This window comes from Verrucomicrobium sp. BvORR034 (genome assembly GCF_000739635.1).
Lineage (GTDB): Bacteria > Verrucomicrobiota > Verrucomicrobiia > Verrucomicrobiales > Verrucomicrobiaceae > Verrucomicrobium.
The window spans coordinates 14,822-30,128 of sequence record NZ_BATQ01000010.1 but is presented as its reverse complement, the minus strand read 5'-3'; the positions used below and the strand labels follow the sequence as shown (position 1 = coordinate 30,128).

General features: G+C 60.2%; 13 protein-coding genes. 5 read left to right on the top strand and 8 right to left on the bottom strand.

The window, feature by feature from the left end; all coding sequences use genetic code 11:
• Positions 1 to 5 precede the first annotated feature (5 nt).
• From BV034_RS01905 to BV034_RS01870, 8 genes are all read right to left on the bottom strand, one after another.
• Positions 6 to 278, bottom strand: coding sequence for a TyeA family type III secretion system gatekeeper subunit (locus BV034_RS01905; protein WP_050023569.1), 273 nt, complete (start codon positions 276 to 278; stop codon positions 6 to 8).
• Positions 268 to 1,158: a type III secretion system gatekeeper subunit SctW gene (gene sctW / locus BV034_RS01900; protein ID WP_050023568.1), complete on the bottom strand. Its 891-nt coding sequence runs from the start codon at positions 1,156 to 1,158 to the stop codon at positions 268 to 270. Before sctW ends, BV034_RS01905 begins: the two co-directional genes overlap by 11 nt.
• 37 nt (positions 1,159 to 1,195) lie before the next feature.
• Complete coding sequence (locus BV034_RS01895; RefSeq protein ID WP_050023566.1) at positions 1,196 to 2,179, bottom strand: hypothetical protein; 984 nt, start codon at positions 2,177 to 2,179, stop codon at positions 1,196 to 1,198.
• 32 nt (positions 2,180 to 2,211) lie between these two features.
• Complete coding sequence (gene sctE, locus BV034_RS01890; protein ID WP_050023564.1) at positions 2,212 to 3,567, bottom strand: type III secretion system translocon subunit SctE; 1,356 nt, start codon at positions 3,565 to 3,567, stop codon at positions 2,212 to 2,214.
• On the bottom strand, positions 3,564 to 4,127 hold the full coding sequence (locus BV034_RS01885) for a SycD/LcrH family type III secretion system chaperone (protein WP_050023562.1): 564 nt from the start codon (positions 4,125 to 4,127) through the stop codon (positions 3,564 to 3,566). Before BV034_RS01885 ends, sctE begins: the two co-directional genes overlap by 4 nt.
• A gap of 69 nt (positions 4,128 to 4,196) precedes the next feature.
• Complete coding sequence (locus BV034_RS01880; RefSeq protein ID WP_050023561.1) at positions 4,197 to 5,582, bottom strand: hypothetical protein; 1,386 nt, start codon at positions 5,580 to 5,582, stop codon at positions 4,197 to 4,199.
• A 53-nt stretch (positions 5,583 to 5,635) separates the two neighbouring features.
• A complete protein-coding gene (locus BV034_RS01875; RefSeq protein ID WP_265592521.1) occupies positions 5,636 to 5,983 on the bottom strand; it encodes a hypothetical protein in 348 nt (115 codons plus the stop codon).
• A 34-nt stretch (positions 5,984 to 6,017) separates the two neighbouring features.
• Positions 6,018 to 9,002 carry a hypothetical protein gene (locus tag BV034_RS01870; protein ID WP_050023557.1) on the bottom strand — a complete coding sequence of 995 codons (2,985 nt, stop codon included), beginning with the start codon at positions 9,000 to 9,002 and terminating at the stop codon, positions 6,018 to 6,020.
• Positions 9,003 to 9,078: 76 nt separating this feature from the next.
• On the opposite strand from BV034_RS01870, the gene BV034_RS01865 reads away from it, so the two are divergent.
• The 5 genes from BV034_RS01865 to BV034_RS01845 all read left to right on the top strand — a co-directional run bounded on the left by BV034_RS01865 (position 9,079) and on the right by BV034_RS01845 (position 15,279).
• On the top strand, positions 9,079 to 9,576 hold the full coding sequence (locus BV034_RS01865) for a hypothetical protein (RefSeq protein ID WP_265592520.1): 498 nt from the start codon (positions 9,079 to 9,081) through the stop codon (positions 9,574 to 9,576).
• 224 nt (positions 9,577 to 9,800) lie between these two features.
• Complete coding sequence (locus BV034_RS01860) at positions 9,801 to 10,133, top strand: hypothetical protein (protein WP_050023554.1); 333 nt, start codon at positions 9,801 to 9,803, stop codon at positions 10,131 to 10,133.
• Positions 10,134 to 10,241: 108 nt separating this feature from the next.
• On the top strand, positions 10,242 to 10,985 hold the full coding sequence (locus tag BV034_RS01855) for a sigma-70 family RNA polymerase sigma factor (protein ID WP_265592519.1): 744 nt from the start codon (positions 10,242 to 10,244) through the stop codon (positions 10,983 to 10,985).
• A gap of 8 nt (positions 10,986 to 10,993) precedes the next feature.
• The gene (locus tag BV034_RS01850) at positions 10,994 to 14,725 is read left to right on the top strand and encodes a WD40 repeat domain-containing serine/threonine protein kinase (protein WP_265592518.1); all 3,732 of its coding nucleotides are present in this window, start codon (positions 10,994 to 10,996) and stop codon (positions 14,723 to 14,725) included.
• 101 nt (positions 14,726 to 14,826) lie between these two features.
• On the top strand, positions 14,827 to 15,279 hold the full coding sequence (locus BV034_RS01845; RefSeq protein WP_050023548.1) for a type III secretion system chaperone: 453 nt from the start codon (positions 14,827 to 14,829) through the stop codon (positions 15,277 to 15,279).
• Positions 15,280 to 15,307: the final 28 nt, after the last annotated feature.

Below are 15,307 nucleotides of genomic sequence, written 5' to 3'. Positions count from 1 at the left end.
TTCGTTTAAGACGCCTCCTCCTTGGCGATTTCGGCATCCAGGGCCTGTTGCATCGCATCGAGCATTTTCTCCCGGATATCCGGGGTTGGGAATAGTTTCAAGGGAATCTGTCTCACTTTCTCTCGCAACTGGGTGACAAAAAAGATCCTGATCTCCGGCTTCTTGAGTCCCACCCGGGTGGCAATCTGGCTGATGCGCGCGGGATCCACCCACCGCTGGGTGGTCATTTCCAAAATCTCCCGCATCAAGTCGTGCGCCGTATAGGTCTCATCGGCCATATCCAAATCGGAAAGGCATGGGGTTGCGTACTCGATCCAACAGGTCCGACATGGTCCGGTAGAGATTGCCTAGGTGTTGCACGTGGTTGACGTTGTTGACGGCCGTTTCGAGGTGCGCCCGCTCCATCGAAGGCCCCATCCCGTGAGAGTCCAAATCACTGGCGGCGGCCCGGATCAGAAACTCCAGCGCTTGATCAAACCGCTTCTCGCCATAGCGCTGCATGATGGACTGGTACATGGACGACGCGGTGTCGCGCCCCAGAACGGCGTACCGGTAGAGGTCACGCAAACGCTCCACCTGCTCCAGCCCCTGCTTGGCGAAGGACATCACATCCGCAGCGATGTTGAGCCCGGCCCGGATGGCCGGACCCGCCTCCTTCATGAGAGCGGCTTTGACATTGCCAATCTTGGCCCGCAGTTCGTCTTCCACGCCCTCGGCCTCAAGCGCCTCCTCCGCAAAGGAAAGAGCGGCATACTGCTCGCTGACGTCGCCAAAGTGTTCCTTGGCCATCTGGCGGATCTGCTCCTCCGTGGCCCGACCGCCCATTTTTTTCAGGGAGTCCAGAAACTCGTGCAGCTTATGGGATGAGCCGGACTGGCTCATCATGTTGATGTACTTGTCCGCCAAGTCCGTCGTCGTAAGCTTCATCGCCTCTTTCGAGCCGGCTTTACGCTCCGACAATTTTTTCTCCACCTTCTCGGCGGCGGCGAAACTCATCTCCTCCGCCGCGTCGGCCAGGGCGGACGTGGCATCTTGCTGCACCACCTCCTGACCCCGGAACAAGCCTTCCTGCCGCATGCCTTCGGAGACGGACTCGGAAGCCCCCTGTTTGGAGGAGAAGGCTCCGACGAGCCCCCGGATGTCAGCATTGACGTTCATGGTCCGAAGTCAGGATGAGGTCAGAAGGATCAACAACTTAGATGTTGGAATGTTGCAACACCTGCATCTGAGCACTCATGAAGTCCTGGTAGAGCTTCAACACCATGTCTTGAAGCGACTTGGCAATGTCTCTCAGTTCTTCGGCGATGGACTGCTGATTCTGGAGTTTTTTGCACTCGCCATCGAGCGCCTTGTTCGCAGCCTCCAGAAGCTCGGCCTGCTTCTTCAGCAAAGCACCGTCCTTCTTCAGCTGTTCCGTATGGATGTTCCCCGCCCCTTCCAGGATCTGGCTCAGGCTGCTTCCTGCCTGGCTGGCCGCGGGTCCGCCCCAGATGCTGCCAAAGGCTCCAATGAAGCTGAGGCAACCGCCAACGATGCTGAAGATCGCCTGCTGCTTTTCCGCCTCGATCTGCTTCAAAGCGGCATCGTAGTTCTTCTGGGCCACGTCCCGCAAGTTGCTGGCCTGCGTCATCATCAGATCATACTCCCCGTTGAGGGCGTTGGTTTTTGCTTCGGAGGCGAATTGCCGCATCTCCATCGCCGTCTGAAGCATCAGCTTCAAGAAGTCGGTGAAGTCGGGATAATTGCCGCCTTCGATGATGGCATAAAGGCTTTTGGCCGCCGTGTCCGCCGCTTCCTCCACATGGTTGAAGAGATTGAACACGCCCCCGATGTGGGCCTCCGCTCCGTCCACGCCCAACCGGGAGACGAGATCCCCCACTTCGCTCGCCATTTTTCCCGCCTGGAACAACCCACCAAGGGCGGCGTAAAGTTCCAGGGGTGTCATACCCAGATCCTTGCAGGCCTGCTCCAGCTCGTTGATCGGAATTTCACCGGTCAGAGGCAGTTCCAAGGTGATGCGGAAACCTTCTCCCAACGCCCCGTTTTCCTTTCCGACGGTGAAGCTCACGGTCAGCGACTCATCACCCTTTTTGGTGGACGACGGATCGTTGATATCAAGCTGCGGATTGAATGACGTGCTGGAGACGTGGGAGGTGGTGCTGGTAATGCTGACACTCATGATCGGGGCAGGTTAGGGTCTTGGCTTCCGATTTAGGCCGCCTGGGTCTGGTGGAGTTGCGTCATCGTCTGAGCACTGTCATCGATGGCCTGGAAAAGGATGGACATGGTCTCCATCGCGGAGTTGAGCATCTCTTCGAGCTGGGCTTGCAGATCTTCGATCGTCTTCTTGAGCAGGGTGATCATGGCTTCCAACGCCTTGGCCGCCGCTTCGGCCAGCTCTGCTTCTTTCATGGCATCTGCCGCCTGCTTCATCAGGTCCTGAATCTCCAGCTTGACGACACCTTCGGTGATCTTGGTGATCCCTTTGACCAGTCCCTGGGTGGCGGCCATGTGGATGGCCCAGGTCGCCGTGGCTTGGAACGCCTGCACGCAGGCTTTGTAGGTCGCCTTGAGCGCCTCCTTGACCACCGCCTCGGTCATGCCCTCAATGCCCTGCTTGGCCATTTCCTTCATGGAGCTCTTGACCATTTCCTTCATACTGTTTTCCAGCATCTGCTTCCCGATGGTGCCGCCCAGCTTGCTGATGAGGGGGTTGGCCAGATTTTGCATGGCTGTCGTCATCGCCTGCTTGGCCATGATGGATGCCGCTTTGAGCGTCTGTGCAATGCTCTGATGGACACCGGACTTGCCGATTTCCTTGAGGGCTGCCTTCATGCCTTCCTTCAAGCCCATGGTGATGCCGCCCAGGCCGCCAATGAGGCCGCCAATGCCTGCTACCACGGCGCATCCAATCATGACACCGTTGATGGCCTGTTTTTGGGCTTCACTCAGGACGCCGTCGCCGCCCATGGCCTTGTCCGTGGCATCAATGGCGAGGGCAATGTTACACCCTGCAGAACAAAGCTGCGCCCCTGCGGCCGCAATCATCCCCACCGTGCCCGCCCAGTTGCCCGCGACAAAGTTGGCGGCGGCAGCGACGATGCTGAAAACGGCAGAGATAATGTCCACCGCTGCCATCACCCAGCTCGCGATGGCCTGAAAGACGTTGCCCTTCTTGTTGGCCTCCTGCTGCTTTTCCACCGCTTCCTTCATCTCCTTGAGCTGTGTCTCAAGGTTCTGGAGTTGTTCCTTGTGGGCCTGGTCCACCTCCTTCATCCGGCCGTCGATGACGGTCTTGGAGACCTGAGTCTGGAGTTCGTCCAGAGCTTGCTGAAGCAGGGCAATCCGCAGCGTCAGGTCCGTGACCTTCTGCATGAGTGTCGCCTTGGGTGCCTCGAGCCCGGGTGCTCCCTCCTTGGCACCGGAACCGGCAATGACGGTGCCGAGCATCTCCAGCGCCTTGAGGACAGAGTCCTTGGCAGCTTTCTTGATGTCGTTGAGATCCGCCCCTCCCAGAAGTTCCTGGGGGTTGATGAACGGAATGTTGGGATTGTTGGAAATATTCATGACTCGGAAGTGGCGGTGGTGATTTCTTTCTGGCCCTGCTGGAGCAGTTCGAGCGTGTGCTCCGCCTGCTGTTTGAGCTCGGCGTGCTCCGCCTTGCCTTCCGCATTGGCGATGGTGGCGCGCAGCGCCGCCTCCGCCTCCTTGATCTTGCCGGTGGCGATGAATGACCGGGCGCAATGGAATGAAGGAACAGGGTCGGAGACGTCAAGGAACCCCAGGTATCCAAAGGCCTTGATGGCGTCTTTATGGTTTCCTTCCATCGCCCGGCTGGAGCCCAGGCCCATCCAGTAACGCTTGTCGAAGTGATCCAGAGACGCCAGCAGCTGGAACACCTTGGAGGATTCCTCGTACTGCCCGGCGTTGTACTGATTGTAGGCCACCATGTAGAAGACCTCCATGCTCTCAGGGGTGAGATTGGTGAAATCCCTCATGGTCCGGCCGTTGGCGCCGAAATTCGTGAGCATCTCCGCCCATTCGTCCGCAGTCTCGTAAGGCAGACCGGTCGGCATGGGTGCGTCTGGAATTTCGATGTCGTCAAAGTCGGTGGTTGCGTTGCTCATTTGGCTGGCTCGGTTGAAGTGGTTGGGTCTTCTAAAAAACAATCTGGCCTTGGGGCCGCGAGGGTTACATTACAAGTTGCGAAGTTGTGACTTGAGCAGGCCGTCCAGTTTTTCCTGGAGCTTGCTAAGCACCTCCAGGGCGCTGTTGTAGCGGTTCAACACCTGCTGGTAGTCCAGCATCATATCCTGGGACTGGGCGGACTTGCGGTCGATGTAGTTCTTGAGGTTGATGCGGCATTCCTGCCACGTGCCCCAGTTTTGGAGATAGTCGTTGCCGTCGCGGTCGAACAGGGAATCCCCCCGCACACTGGCCCGGGAGTTGAACAGCATCATCTGAATGGACTCGTAGCTCATGTCGCCAGTGTAGTTGCCGTCCTTGTCCAGGTTGCGGATGTTGGCCACCTTCTCCAGTTCGGCCAGCACGGCATTGGCCTGGCGCAAGTCCTCCTGCACCTCTTCCACCAGAGCTTGCTTGTAGGCGAGAGAGCCCTTGAGGACCTGAATGCGAGCCTCGTTCCAGTAATAGAGATACTCCGGGGGGGACAGGGCACGGAAGTTCGTGATCTCTTTGACGTCGCCCTCCTGATAATAGTAGTACTTCGCGCCGTCCGTGCCGATCCCAGTGATGATCTCCACTTCTTGCAAGGTCGGGTTCGTCACCCCGCCTGATCCGTCAAAAATGACCCCTTCCTTGAAGATAAACTCGAAGTCCGTCACAATCCCCGCCTGGTTCTTGATCTCCTTCTTCTGTACCACGGAGAGATCAATTCCCTGAGGGACCAGATAGGTCTTGTAGATGTTTTCCCCATTGGAATCTTTGCCGATGTATTCAGAAGTGATCCGGTCGTAAACAACGTTGTTTGTCGGAGACGTGTACGGCGAGATCGACACCACAGTCCAGACGTTGTCCGGATTGGTCCTCGTCTTGAGCGCGTCACCCTTCGCAAACGTCTGGGTGATCAACTCATAGTAATACTTGAGAATGACCTGTTCCGGGTTGGCGGTGGATTGTCCCGTGAACCCCGTGTCATTGTCGGCAAAAATCCCCTGAAGGGCGAAGGTTGGGGTGTGGTTGACATCCGGATCCGGCACCGTGTTGGTGTACTTGTTGTTCTCGTGATAAGGATCCGCAGTGGTGCCTGCACCCACGACCCCATTCCGACAGTAGAGAATAACGGAATAGACCTCCTCCAGGAACTCCCGGATCAAGGCGTTGCGATCATAGGGTTTGTTGGGATCGACGGAGGCTGGCTGGCCATCAACAATCGCTTTTTCAAATTTGGCGATGCGGGCATCAATGGCTTCCAACATGTCCTCCGGGCTGGGCAGCCCCGCCGCCGTGAACTTCGCCACGGCATTGGACAGTTCCGTGCGCAAGGCCGTCACGTCGGAATTGGCATTGATATAGAAATTGTGCAGCGTGAGATCCGTGAAGGCGGTGGTGCTGTAGGCCATGATCTTGAGGGGGCTGGGATGGAATAACTAGAAAGAAGTGACGACGCAGACGGTCAGATACGGTAGCGGCTGCCGACGGCCCGGGGACCAGCGGCTTGAGTCACCGGGGCGTTGACTCGTTTTTCAAAATTGCGGACGGTGTCCTCGATGTTCTCGAACTCCGTCAAAAACGTGCTGTAAATGTACTGGTCGTCAGGAGGGATGCTGTTGCCAAGCAACACACGTTTCCCAATACCGGGCCTGACACCAAGAGATTCGTAGAGCTCGTCCCCAACAGCATTGGCCATGGTTCCGGCCGCCAGGAGGACGTCCATCTGTTCCACCAAGGCGGCGGTCTGCTCTCTCAGCCTTGCCAGATCGGCAAGATCTTCTGCGGTGGCAGGTGGGTCGTCGGACATCATAAAACTTGGAGGGGGGTGGGTTGTTTCCTCAGGGTCAGATCATCATGCCGGACTGGGCCATGCGGGTCACCAGCTTGCCTTCCTCCGTTGGAGTGCTGGCATCGGAACCCCAATCCATGCCCCACTTCTGATGCAGGTCACGCATTTTGTCGGCGAAACCTTCCTGTTGCTCATCGGACAAGCGGTCGTCCTGAACGATCTCCTTCAGCGAGTCGTCTTCTGCCACGATCTTCACAAACTCCTGAACATTCTCCTGCGCCTCCACAAAGAGGCCGCGGGCACGGTTGAGGTGTTCAGTGTAGGTCTTGATCGACTTGCTGACGTTCTCCTTCAACGTCTCCAGCAGTTTGGGATCCGTCTCAAAGTTGCCCGCGATGGTCTTGAGCAAATCAAGGTTCTGCAGGAAGGGATTGCCCGGCACGGAGGATGACGAGGATGAGGGCGTGGGGGCCACATCCGGATCCTCCCCGCGCAACTTGAACATCAACTCCTCAAACAGCTGGACGTCGGCCCGGGTGAGAACGCGACCGCCAAACTCTCCTCCGCCCGCCGCCGGGCTGGATTCAGTCTGCAGTTCATTCAAGAGAAGCCGCTGAAGCGTCTCGATCCGACGGAGGTCATCGGGAGAAAGCCCGAGCTCGCGGTTTTGCAGGCGGCCAAGGATCGCGGCGAGACGCTGCGCGTCGGCCACAGTGAGCTTGCGTACATCCGTCGAAAGCCCGGTTCCGGCGGAACTGTTCTCTGCAATCTCAGGTCCACTCCGCAGGCGACCAAGCAGTTCCTCAAGCTCGAACGTATCTGCCAGCCCAATGTTCAGCCCCCGGAGCTGCGCGGTCAGGTCGCTGAGGAACTGGGAATTCTCCTCCGTCAGCCCGATCAGGCCGACATCCGCCAGACCGGCTTTCACCGACTCCAGCAACTGCAGACCTTCCCCGTTGAGGGTGGCGAGGCCGCCGGCTGCAAGCTCTGCCTTCAGTTTGCCCACCAGGGTGAGCAGCGCCTCGGCATCCACGCCGCTGATGGGCAGGCCCAGGGACGCCAGCGTGGCCAGCAGGTCAACATCCTCCGCGTTCAAGGCGGGGAGGGAAGCCGGGGCTGAGGGGAAAAGGCTTTCATCGATCTTCAATCCGCCAATGAGCAGGCTTGCCCGGCGCATTGCCTGGGTGACCGGATCGACCGAAGGTGTAGTTTCCTCAGATCGGGTGCTGGAGGGCGACGGCGTTGTCACCTGGGGAAGGGCGCTGGTGCCCGTGGTTTCATAGCTTTGCCCGAGGGCGGCCTTGCCCAGGTTCGTCAGGAGTTGCTGGGCATCGTTGAAGCCCACCCCGCCGGAGCCGCCGCCCTGCAAGGCTTGCAGGTTTGTGAGTGCGGATTCCAGACGTTTCTGGATCGAGGCCAGCACATCCTTTTCCGCGGCCGAAGCCTCGGATTTGTTGGACTGCTCATCCGACCCTTGTTTTTGAATTTGCTCAAGAAACTGGTTCAGCTCCATGAGCGCCTCACTGGCCTTGGCCGTCTCCACCAGCACCTGCTGGAATGAGGTCTGCATCTCCGTGACGAGCGTGTTCAGAATGCTCGCCACCTGGAAGAACTCCTCCTCGTTCAACTTGCCGTCGCCATCGGAATCGTACTGATCAATGTCGAATCCGATTTCATCAAGGAACGCCTTGAGATCTGAAGGAACCTCCACATCTGAGGCGTCCAGGACGAACTTGTTGGTGGATGCCGTGGCCGCCACCTGCTCCCGGCTGCCAGCGTCGCCCAGGGTATTCGCACCCAGCGTCCAGTTCGCCGTCGTGGTTCCCATGTCGATGCGATAACCGTCATTGGTCGTGGCATCGTATTTGCGGCCGTCCTGGGTGATGACGCCGTCCGGCGTGGCACCGGACTTGATGTTCGTGAGTTCGAGGTGATTGCGCCCTTTCGTCGCCGAAATGACCGCCCCCGCCGCATTGGGCGTGATGGTGATCTTGGTTTCGTTCGGGAGGACAAAGGTGCTGGTGTTGGAGAACTTCCACCCATTGCCAGCGCCATCCAGGGGATCCACAGATCCATCAGGCTGGATGAGGATGCCTTTGCCGTCGGAACCTGTGAGGGTCATGTAGCCCGTGCTGCCCCATGACGTGAGGGTGTAGCCGTCTCCCAAGTCATAGGACTTCTGCGTGGTCGTGAGCTTGATCTGGCAGATGGGCTCGGCCTTGAAGTCCACCACGCCCTGGGCGGCAGTTACCACAGCAGCAGCTGCAGTTACCACGGCGGCGGCAGCGGTCACGCGGGCATTCGCCGCCGTCAGCGCGGTCTGGGCGTTGGTGACGGCAGTCTGAGCGGCCGTCACCGCCGCCTGCGCCGCAGCGATGGTGGCAGGCACTTGCGGATTGGCCGCCTGCGCCGCGGTCAGCGCTGCTTGAGCCGTGGTCAGGTTGGTTTGGGCGGTCGTGAGATTCGTCTGGGCTGTGGTCTTGGCGGCGTTGGCATTGACCAGTGCGGCATCAGCCTTGATCTTGGCAGCCTTGGCATCCGTCAGCGCCTGCTCCGCATCGGCAAACCCACCCGTGGCATTGCCCGCTCGGATTTTGTCCACGGCAGCTTTTGCCTTGTCCGCCGCGGCCTTGGCCTCCTCTGCCGCCGTTCTCTCCGGCGTTCCAGCCGTGGTACCATTCAGTGCGGTCGTGATGCTGGTCACCGCATTGCTCGTGGTGGTGGAATACGGAGCCCCCTGCGTGTTCAGACCGCTGTTGACCGCCGTCACCGTCGAGGTGTTGGCGGTCGTGCCCGTGGTGGAAAAGGGATTCAGCAGGGCCTTCTGCCTTGCGACCTCAATCGACTCCATGCTCGCCTGCAGGCTTTCCACGGTCTTCGAGTAGGCGGAAAGTTGATCCAGCGAATTGACCAGCCCCTTGAACCCGGACGAGACCGACTGGGAAACTAAGAGGCGGTGCTCTTCGAACACCACGGAAAAAGCCAGGGCCGAATCCAGTGCGGCGGCCTTGGTGGTATCATTGACGGAGAGTGAAATCATGAATGGATGGTATTCAAAGTTTGCCTCGAAACAGTCCCGTGGGGATACTGGAGCAGCCAAGCCCAAGTGTCACATCATGCCGCTCTTTCCCAAAGACGATTTTACCCTGTGGCTGGAGGCCCATGGCACCCAGCCGACCTTGTACCAGCCGGCGGCCCGGTACGGTGGTTCGCCTGTCGGTTGGAAGATCTTTATCGGCCAGTCCTCGTTTGTCTACCGGCTGCCGGAAGACAAGCCCGGGGTATTGCTCATTGTCCTCTTCGAACGACTGGGCGCCCGCAAAGGGTTGCGCAGTCCGTTTGCGGATTTTGTGCGCTTCATCTCGTCTGTGAAACGCAGCGGGGTGCCCATCCACACCATCGAGGGTCATGTGGAGGCGCTGAAAGGACGGCCCAAGGACAGTCTGGCCGACGAACAGATCGTGACCTTTTACAAACGGTACCTCGCCGCCAACCAGCTCCGGGTGGAGAACGGCATTGAATGGGTTGCCGGAAACCTGCTCACCTACGTGGCACCCCTTTCTGGCGTTCGCAAGGAAGACGACACGCCCGCTTCCGAGCCGGGAGCGTCGTGAGAATCTAGGGCGGTTGAGGTCAGCGAACATGTCCACCGCGAGCAGGGGAGAGAGAGGGTTTCCAACATGCATCTGCCCGCCATTCTGGTCCGGTTACGAAAATAGCCAGTTTTTCTGCCAGCGAGTGTCTTCCCGCAGAACGCTGGAGCGTTCCACCGTCTTTCTGTCACAACCGCTTCACCTGGGGACTTGCTTTTTCAACGATTCCTCCTTTTGGTGAGATCGTGAAGACTGCCTCGATTGCGCAACTGCTGGGCGTCATCTTGTGTGCCGCAGCGGTCACCCTGGTGTTTGTGCTGGCTCCGCCCAGCGCGGGATGGTGGCAAAAAGGCCTTGGGATCATTTTTTCGGTGGGGTTTGCCATGCGGGTGACCGCCCTCATTGCCGGCGGCGGGCCGTTGGCGTCCGGAACATCCGCCTGGCAGGCGTGGTCCAGCGCCCTCCCTTTCGCTTTCCTGGCCTTTGCGGGTTTGTGGTTGCCACAGCTTTGGGCATGGCTCCTGCTGGCGGTCAATTGGATCTGGGTATTCAACACCCGCAAAATGTGGCAGCCGTGATACACATTCAGTGTGGCGAAAATTTGGCGCGGTCCTTGCGCGTTTTCATGCTAGCTGGCAATATGGTCTACCCCCTGCACTGGACTTGGACCTGTACTCATCCACGACATGACCGACTCTGCCAACGTTCATACAGGAGGACAGGTTTTCCCGGCGACGCGGTGGTCCTTGGTGGCCAATGCCCGTGAAGATGGGGATCTGGATGCCTCCGCCGCCCTGGAGGAACTCTGCCGGACCTATTGGCCACCTCTGTATGCCTATCTGCGCCGAAGCGGATATTCCACTCACGACGCCGAGGATTACACTCAAGGATTCCTCCTTTCTCTGATCCAGGATGAAAGCCTCGTCCGGGCTGATCCCCAGCGCGGCCGGCTGCGTTCCTTTCTCCTCGGTGGGTTGAAGCGCTATGTGGGCAGGGTGTTGCGCGACGGCAACCGTCTGAAACGCGGAGGCGGCGTGGAGCGGTTCTCCCTGGACGCCGCCGAGGCCGAACAGCGCTATGAAGCCATGCTGGTGGATGAATTGACTCCAGAGCATCTCTATGACCGCATGTGGGTTTCCACGCTGGTCTCTGCCGTAATCAAACGCCTGCAGGACGAGATGGAGGCCGGCGGGAAAGAGAAGACGTTTCTCGCGCTCCAGCCCTACCTGTTGAGCGGTGCCACCGAGACGGGCGGCTACACCAAGGTGGCCACGGAACTGGGCATCAGCGAAGGGGCGGTGAAAGTGGCCGTGCACCGACTGCGGGGCCGCTACCGGGAGTTGCTCTTGAAGCACATCACCGACACGCTTTCCAACTCCGACTCTCTCAACGATGAGGTGGAGTATCTTCTGGGCCTGGCCGGCCGGTAAGCAAGAGGGTGCCTGAACAACGGAAAGCGGGTGATTTCCAGCAACCGGATCCAATGGTGGAGTCAACAGCCCCAGCCACCTGCGCAAGTTGTGGTCGCCCCCTCGGTCCGACCGCTGCCGGGGCGTTTTGCCTGAGTTGTCTCCTTTCACCTGCCAAGAGCTGGCTGGACCAGAGTGAGGAAAGTTCCCGCACCCTGTCCTCCCTGGAGGAATGGGAGCCAGGGGACAAGATCGACCGCTACCAGCTTGAGGAACTGCTCGGGGAAGGCGGGTTCGGCATCGTTTACCGTGCCGTCCAGCTGGAACCCATCCACCGGGAGGTCGCACTCAAGGTGCTGAAACCCAGGATGGCATCGCGCGATGTCGTCGCCCGTTTTGAAGGGGAGCGACAAGCGCTGGCGATGATGGACCACCCCAACATCGCCCGAGTTTACGATGCGGGGGCAACCTTTTCCGGTTGCCCCTACTTCGTCATGGAACTGGTGAAGGGCAAGCCCATCACGGAATTCTGCCGCCCCCTGCCACTGGAGCAGCGGATCCGCCTTTTCATTCAAGCCTGCCGCGGCGTGCAGCATGCCCACCAAAAGGGGGTGATCCACCGGGACATCAAACCTTCCAATGTGCTGGTGATGGGGGAAGGCATCATCTCCGTGGCCAAGGTCATCGACTTCGGCATCGCCAAGGCACTAGAGCAGCCGCTGGCCGAAAAGACCATCTATACCGCGCAGGGGCAGGTCATGGGCACCCTGCAGTACATGAGCCCGGAACAGGCGCTCTCTGCCGGGATGGATGTGGACACGCGAAGCGACGTGTACTCCCTGGGGGTGCTGCTCTATGAGATGTTGACCGGAGTCACGCCGCTCCCCGCCGAGCGGGCCAACGGAAATGACTTGGCAGAGATTCTCAAGGCGGTGCGTGACGAAACTCCGGTGCGTCCCAGCCAGGAGCTCGACAAGGCCTACAAAACTGCCCGCTCGCAAAGTTCTGTTCCTCCTGTTGGTGCGGAATGGGAGGAAGAAGGGGTCACCCCGGCAACTCTGCGGGGCGATCTGGACTGGATCGTGATGAAGGCGCTGGAGAAGGAGCGGGCGCGCCGCTATCCCTCCGTGTCAGCGCTGATGGAGGATCTGGAGCGCTTCCTCAAACAGGAACCCGTCCAGGCGAAGGCCCCGACCGCCCGATATCGGGTGGCACGGTTTGCCCGGCGCAACACCATCCTGCTCCGGTTTGTTGGCGCACTGGCTTTGGTTCTAGGAGTCTCGACGGCCATCCTCGTGTGGCTGACACTGAGAGCCAAGCGGGCAGAGTCGGTCGCACGGGAAGCACTGGCTGCCGAGGCCTCAGCCCGCCAGGAAACCGCCCGCCAGGAGGCAGAGACCCGCCGCCAGTTGGTGCAGCTGGATGTGGTGACCGGGGATGAACTGGTGGAGGATGGTGATGCCTTCGGGGCGCTGTTGTGGTACCTGGAAGCCCTCCGTCTGGACAGGGACGATCCCGCCAAGGAGACCCTGCACCGGCAGCGGTTCCGCTGTGCCATGCAGAGCGGCCCCCAGTTGCTGACCCTCTGGCCAGGAACGGTGGCGGGCGAATTCAGCCCTGATGGGAACCGGGTGGTCGTGGTCAAGGGCGATGGAACCGCGCAACTCTGGTCCTGCGAAACCCGCCAGCCCGCCAACCCGCCACTCACCGCGCCGGGCGGCATCCGCTGGATCCGGTTCACGGATGACCCACGGGTGGTGTTGGGCCTCTCCCGACAGGGACTTTTCTGTGAATGGGATCTGCAAACAGGGATCCTGACTTCCACCGCCGTCGCCCCGGGCCAGGCACCCTCAAAGGCAGCATGGGATCTCACTCCCGATGGCAAATGGCTGGCGGTAACCGTCGCTGGTGGTCCTCAAGTTTTCCGCACCGTGCCACGGGCGGCAGCGGGCCCCGTGTTGGAGGGAGCGCCTTCCCTGACCCTGCTCAGGTTGAGCAACGATGGACGCCGTCTAGCAGGATATGACGGCTCCAGTCTGAAGGTCTGGGATGCCCGCTCCGGCAAACTGATCCTGAGTTCCCATGATCTGGAAGGCAACGTGTCCCAGATCGCGATGAGTCCAGATGGCACGCGCCTGGCCACCGTTTCGGGCAGAGCGGGCGGCACCCTGGATGTCTGGGATGTGGACCTGGGTTCGAGATTGCGCCCCCCTTCCCGGCCCGGAGGCAAGCTGCTTGACTGTTCCTTCAGCCCCGAGGGCCGCCGTCTGGCCATTGCCAGCCACGATTCCTACGCACGCGTCTTCGATGTGGCCTCTGGGCTGCCGCTCACGGAGTCCATGCGTCATTCAGGAGCAGTCACGGAAGTGCACTTCAGCGGCGATGGGCGAAGGGTCGCCACCTCTGCGGTGGGTGATGTGAATGCCCGCATCTGGGACGGCTACACCGGGCTCCCGGACTGGCCCTGGATCTGCCACCCCTCAAACAGCCCCTGCGCTCGCATCAATGCTGACGGCAGTTTCGTCCTGACTGGCGGCGAAGACGGTGTGCTGCGTCTCTGGCGCGCCCCGGTGGAAGGCGCGGCGAGGGTGACAGCCAACCATGGGGCAAAGGTTGTCAACGCAGCCCAAGGAGCCTCCGGCCGACTGATGCTATCGACCGGCTCCGACGGCACGGTCAGGCTATGGAACCGCACCACTGGAGCACAGACAGCCATGATCCAGCCTGCTACCCCTCCTGTGGCCGTGGAGATGAGCCAGGATGAAAACTGGGTCGTGACGGGTGGAGAAAACGGCGTGGTCCAAGTCTGGGACAGCCGCACGGGGAAACCGGCCCTTCCCGACCTTCGCCATGGCACCCGGCGGGTGATTCAGGTGCAGTTTGCCATCTCGGGTGAGGAGTTCTTCAGTCTGGGGGAAGAAGGGACGATCAAACTCTGGAACCGGCGCACCGGCATGCCCCTGGCCCGGCAAGTCGAACAGGCAGGCACTCTGACGCGCGCCACCTACGACGCCACGGGCGAAAAGCTGCTGGCGGTGGATGCCGAGTACAAAGTGGGTTGCTGGAACATTCAGAATGGCACGCCCTTGGGTGAAAAAGTGCGGCTGCCCCGCCGTGTCGATCACCTGGCCTTCTCGGCAGACGGCAAACGCTGGCTCACCGCCTCTCTGGGGAATGGGAGCTTCGCCCAGGTTTGGGATGCAACCACCTTCCTCCCTGTGGGACCCATGCTGGCTCCGGGTCGCACCTTCTGCGCGACCCTCAGCCCGGATGGGACGAACGTGGTGACCTGCGGAGCGGACAACACCGCCCGAATCTGGAATGCCTCCTCCGGTGGACGGGTAGGTCGGAACATGACGCACAGTGGCCACGTCTTCCGCTCCGTGTTCAGTCCAGACGGCCGCATGGTGGCCACGTGCAGTGATGATGGTACCGCCCGCGTGTGGGATGCCCTGAGCGGAGCGCCGGTCTCCCCTCCCTTGCCGCAGGGCGCAGGCATTGTTTACTGGAACCGCAGTTCCACCGAGCTGCTCACCGCCTCCGCCTCAGGAGTGCTCTCACTCTGGGACGTCTCTCCCATCATGGAAGCGCTGGATGACTTGCAAGTGCAGGCGGAGTTGCTCTCCGGCCGCAAATTGGATGCCCTGCTGGGCACGACTATGCTCACCGGAGACGAGGTGGCAGTGCGCTGGCAGCAGCGCATACGCCGCCTCCCACAGCCTCCCGACCAGCCTGCAGCCCCCGCCGTTTCACGTCGATGAGGCGGAGATTCCTCAACTGCCTTGTAACCGTAACCCGCAGACCATCAGAGTACTGATCGTCCAGCCCGCCTTGCTTGCGACTCCTCCCAACTCGCGCCTCCATGACCCTCGAACAACTCATCCTTTCCGCCGCCGCCGCTCTCGGGGATCCCGGTTTCCAATACACCCGGGACAAGACCTGTGACATGGTGCTGGCGAATGGACTGCACCTCGTGATTGAGCCCTCTCGCACCGAAGAGGCCGTGCACCTTTATGCGGTCGTGGGCAACCTGCCCGCCTTTGACCGGGAGGTCTTTGTAGAGACACTGCTCCGGGCTCAGTTGTTTCATAGGGAAATGGGGGAGGGTTGCTGCTTTGGACTCGATGATGACACCGACGAAATTCTGCTGAACCGCAAGCTGTCCATCCAAAACCTGGGCGAGGAGAGCTTCCTCTCGGTGCTCAATGAATTCGCCAACTGGGCCAGCTACTGGCGGGACAAGCTTCAGGCACCTCCTGTGGCAACACCTTCCAGCTCAGCTTCCCTTGACGATTTCCAGATGCTGCGAGCCTGAGTCTCCCTTTGCCGACCTTCAACGCTTT

What these genes read in the sequence shown, in the direction of transcription:
- BV034_RS01905 (WP_050023569.1), bottom strand. Translation starts at nt 278, where the DNA reads ATGGCCGATGAGACCTATACGGCGCACGACTTGATGCGGGAGATTTTG.
- sctW (WP_050023568.1), bottom strand. Translation starts at nt 1,158, where the DNA reads ATGAACGTCAATGCTGACATCCGGGGGCTCGTCGGAGCCTTCTCCTCC.
- BV034_RS01895 (WP_050023566.1), bottom strand. Translation starts at nt 2,179, where the DNA reads ATGAGTGTCAGCATTACCAGCACCACCTCCCACGTCTCCAGCACGTCA.
- sctE (WP_050023564.1), bottom strand. Translation starts at nt 3,567, where the DNA reads ATGAATATTTCCAACAATCCCAACATTCCGTTCATCAACCCCCAGGAA.
- BV034_RS01885 (WP_050023562.1), bottom strand. Translation starts at nt 4,127, where the DNA reads ATGAGCAACGCAACCACCGACTTTGACGACATCGAAATTCCAGACGCA.
- BV034_RS01880 (WP_050023561.1), bottom strand. Translation starts at nt 5,582, where the DNA reads ATGGCCTACAGCACCACCGCCTTCACGGATCTCACGCTGCACAATTTC.
- BV034_RS01875 (WP_265592521.1), bottom strand. Translation starts at nt 5,983, where the DNA reads ATGATGTCCGACGACCCACCTGCCACCGCAGAAGATCTTGCCGATCTG.
- BV034_RS01870 (WP_050023557.1), bottom strand. Translation starts at nt 9,002, where the DNA reads ATGATTTCACTCTCCGTCAATGATACCACCAAGGCCGCCGCACTGGAT.
- BV034_RS01865 (WP_265592520.1), top strand. Translation starts at nt 9,079, where the DNA reads ATGCCGCTCTTTCCCAAAGACGATTTTACCCTGTGGCTGGAGGCCCAT.
- BV034_RS01855 (WP_265592519.1), top strand. Translation starts at nt 10,242, where the DNA reads ATGACCGACTCTGCCAACGTTCATACAGGAGGACAGGTTTTCCCGGCG.
- BV034_RS01845 (WP_050023548.1), top strand. Translation starts at nt 14,827, where the DNA reads ATGACCCTCGAACAACTCATCCTTTCCGCCGCCGCCGCTCTCGGGGAT.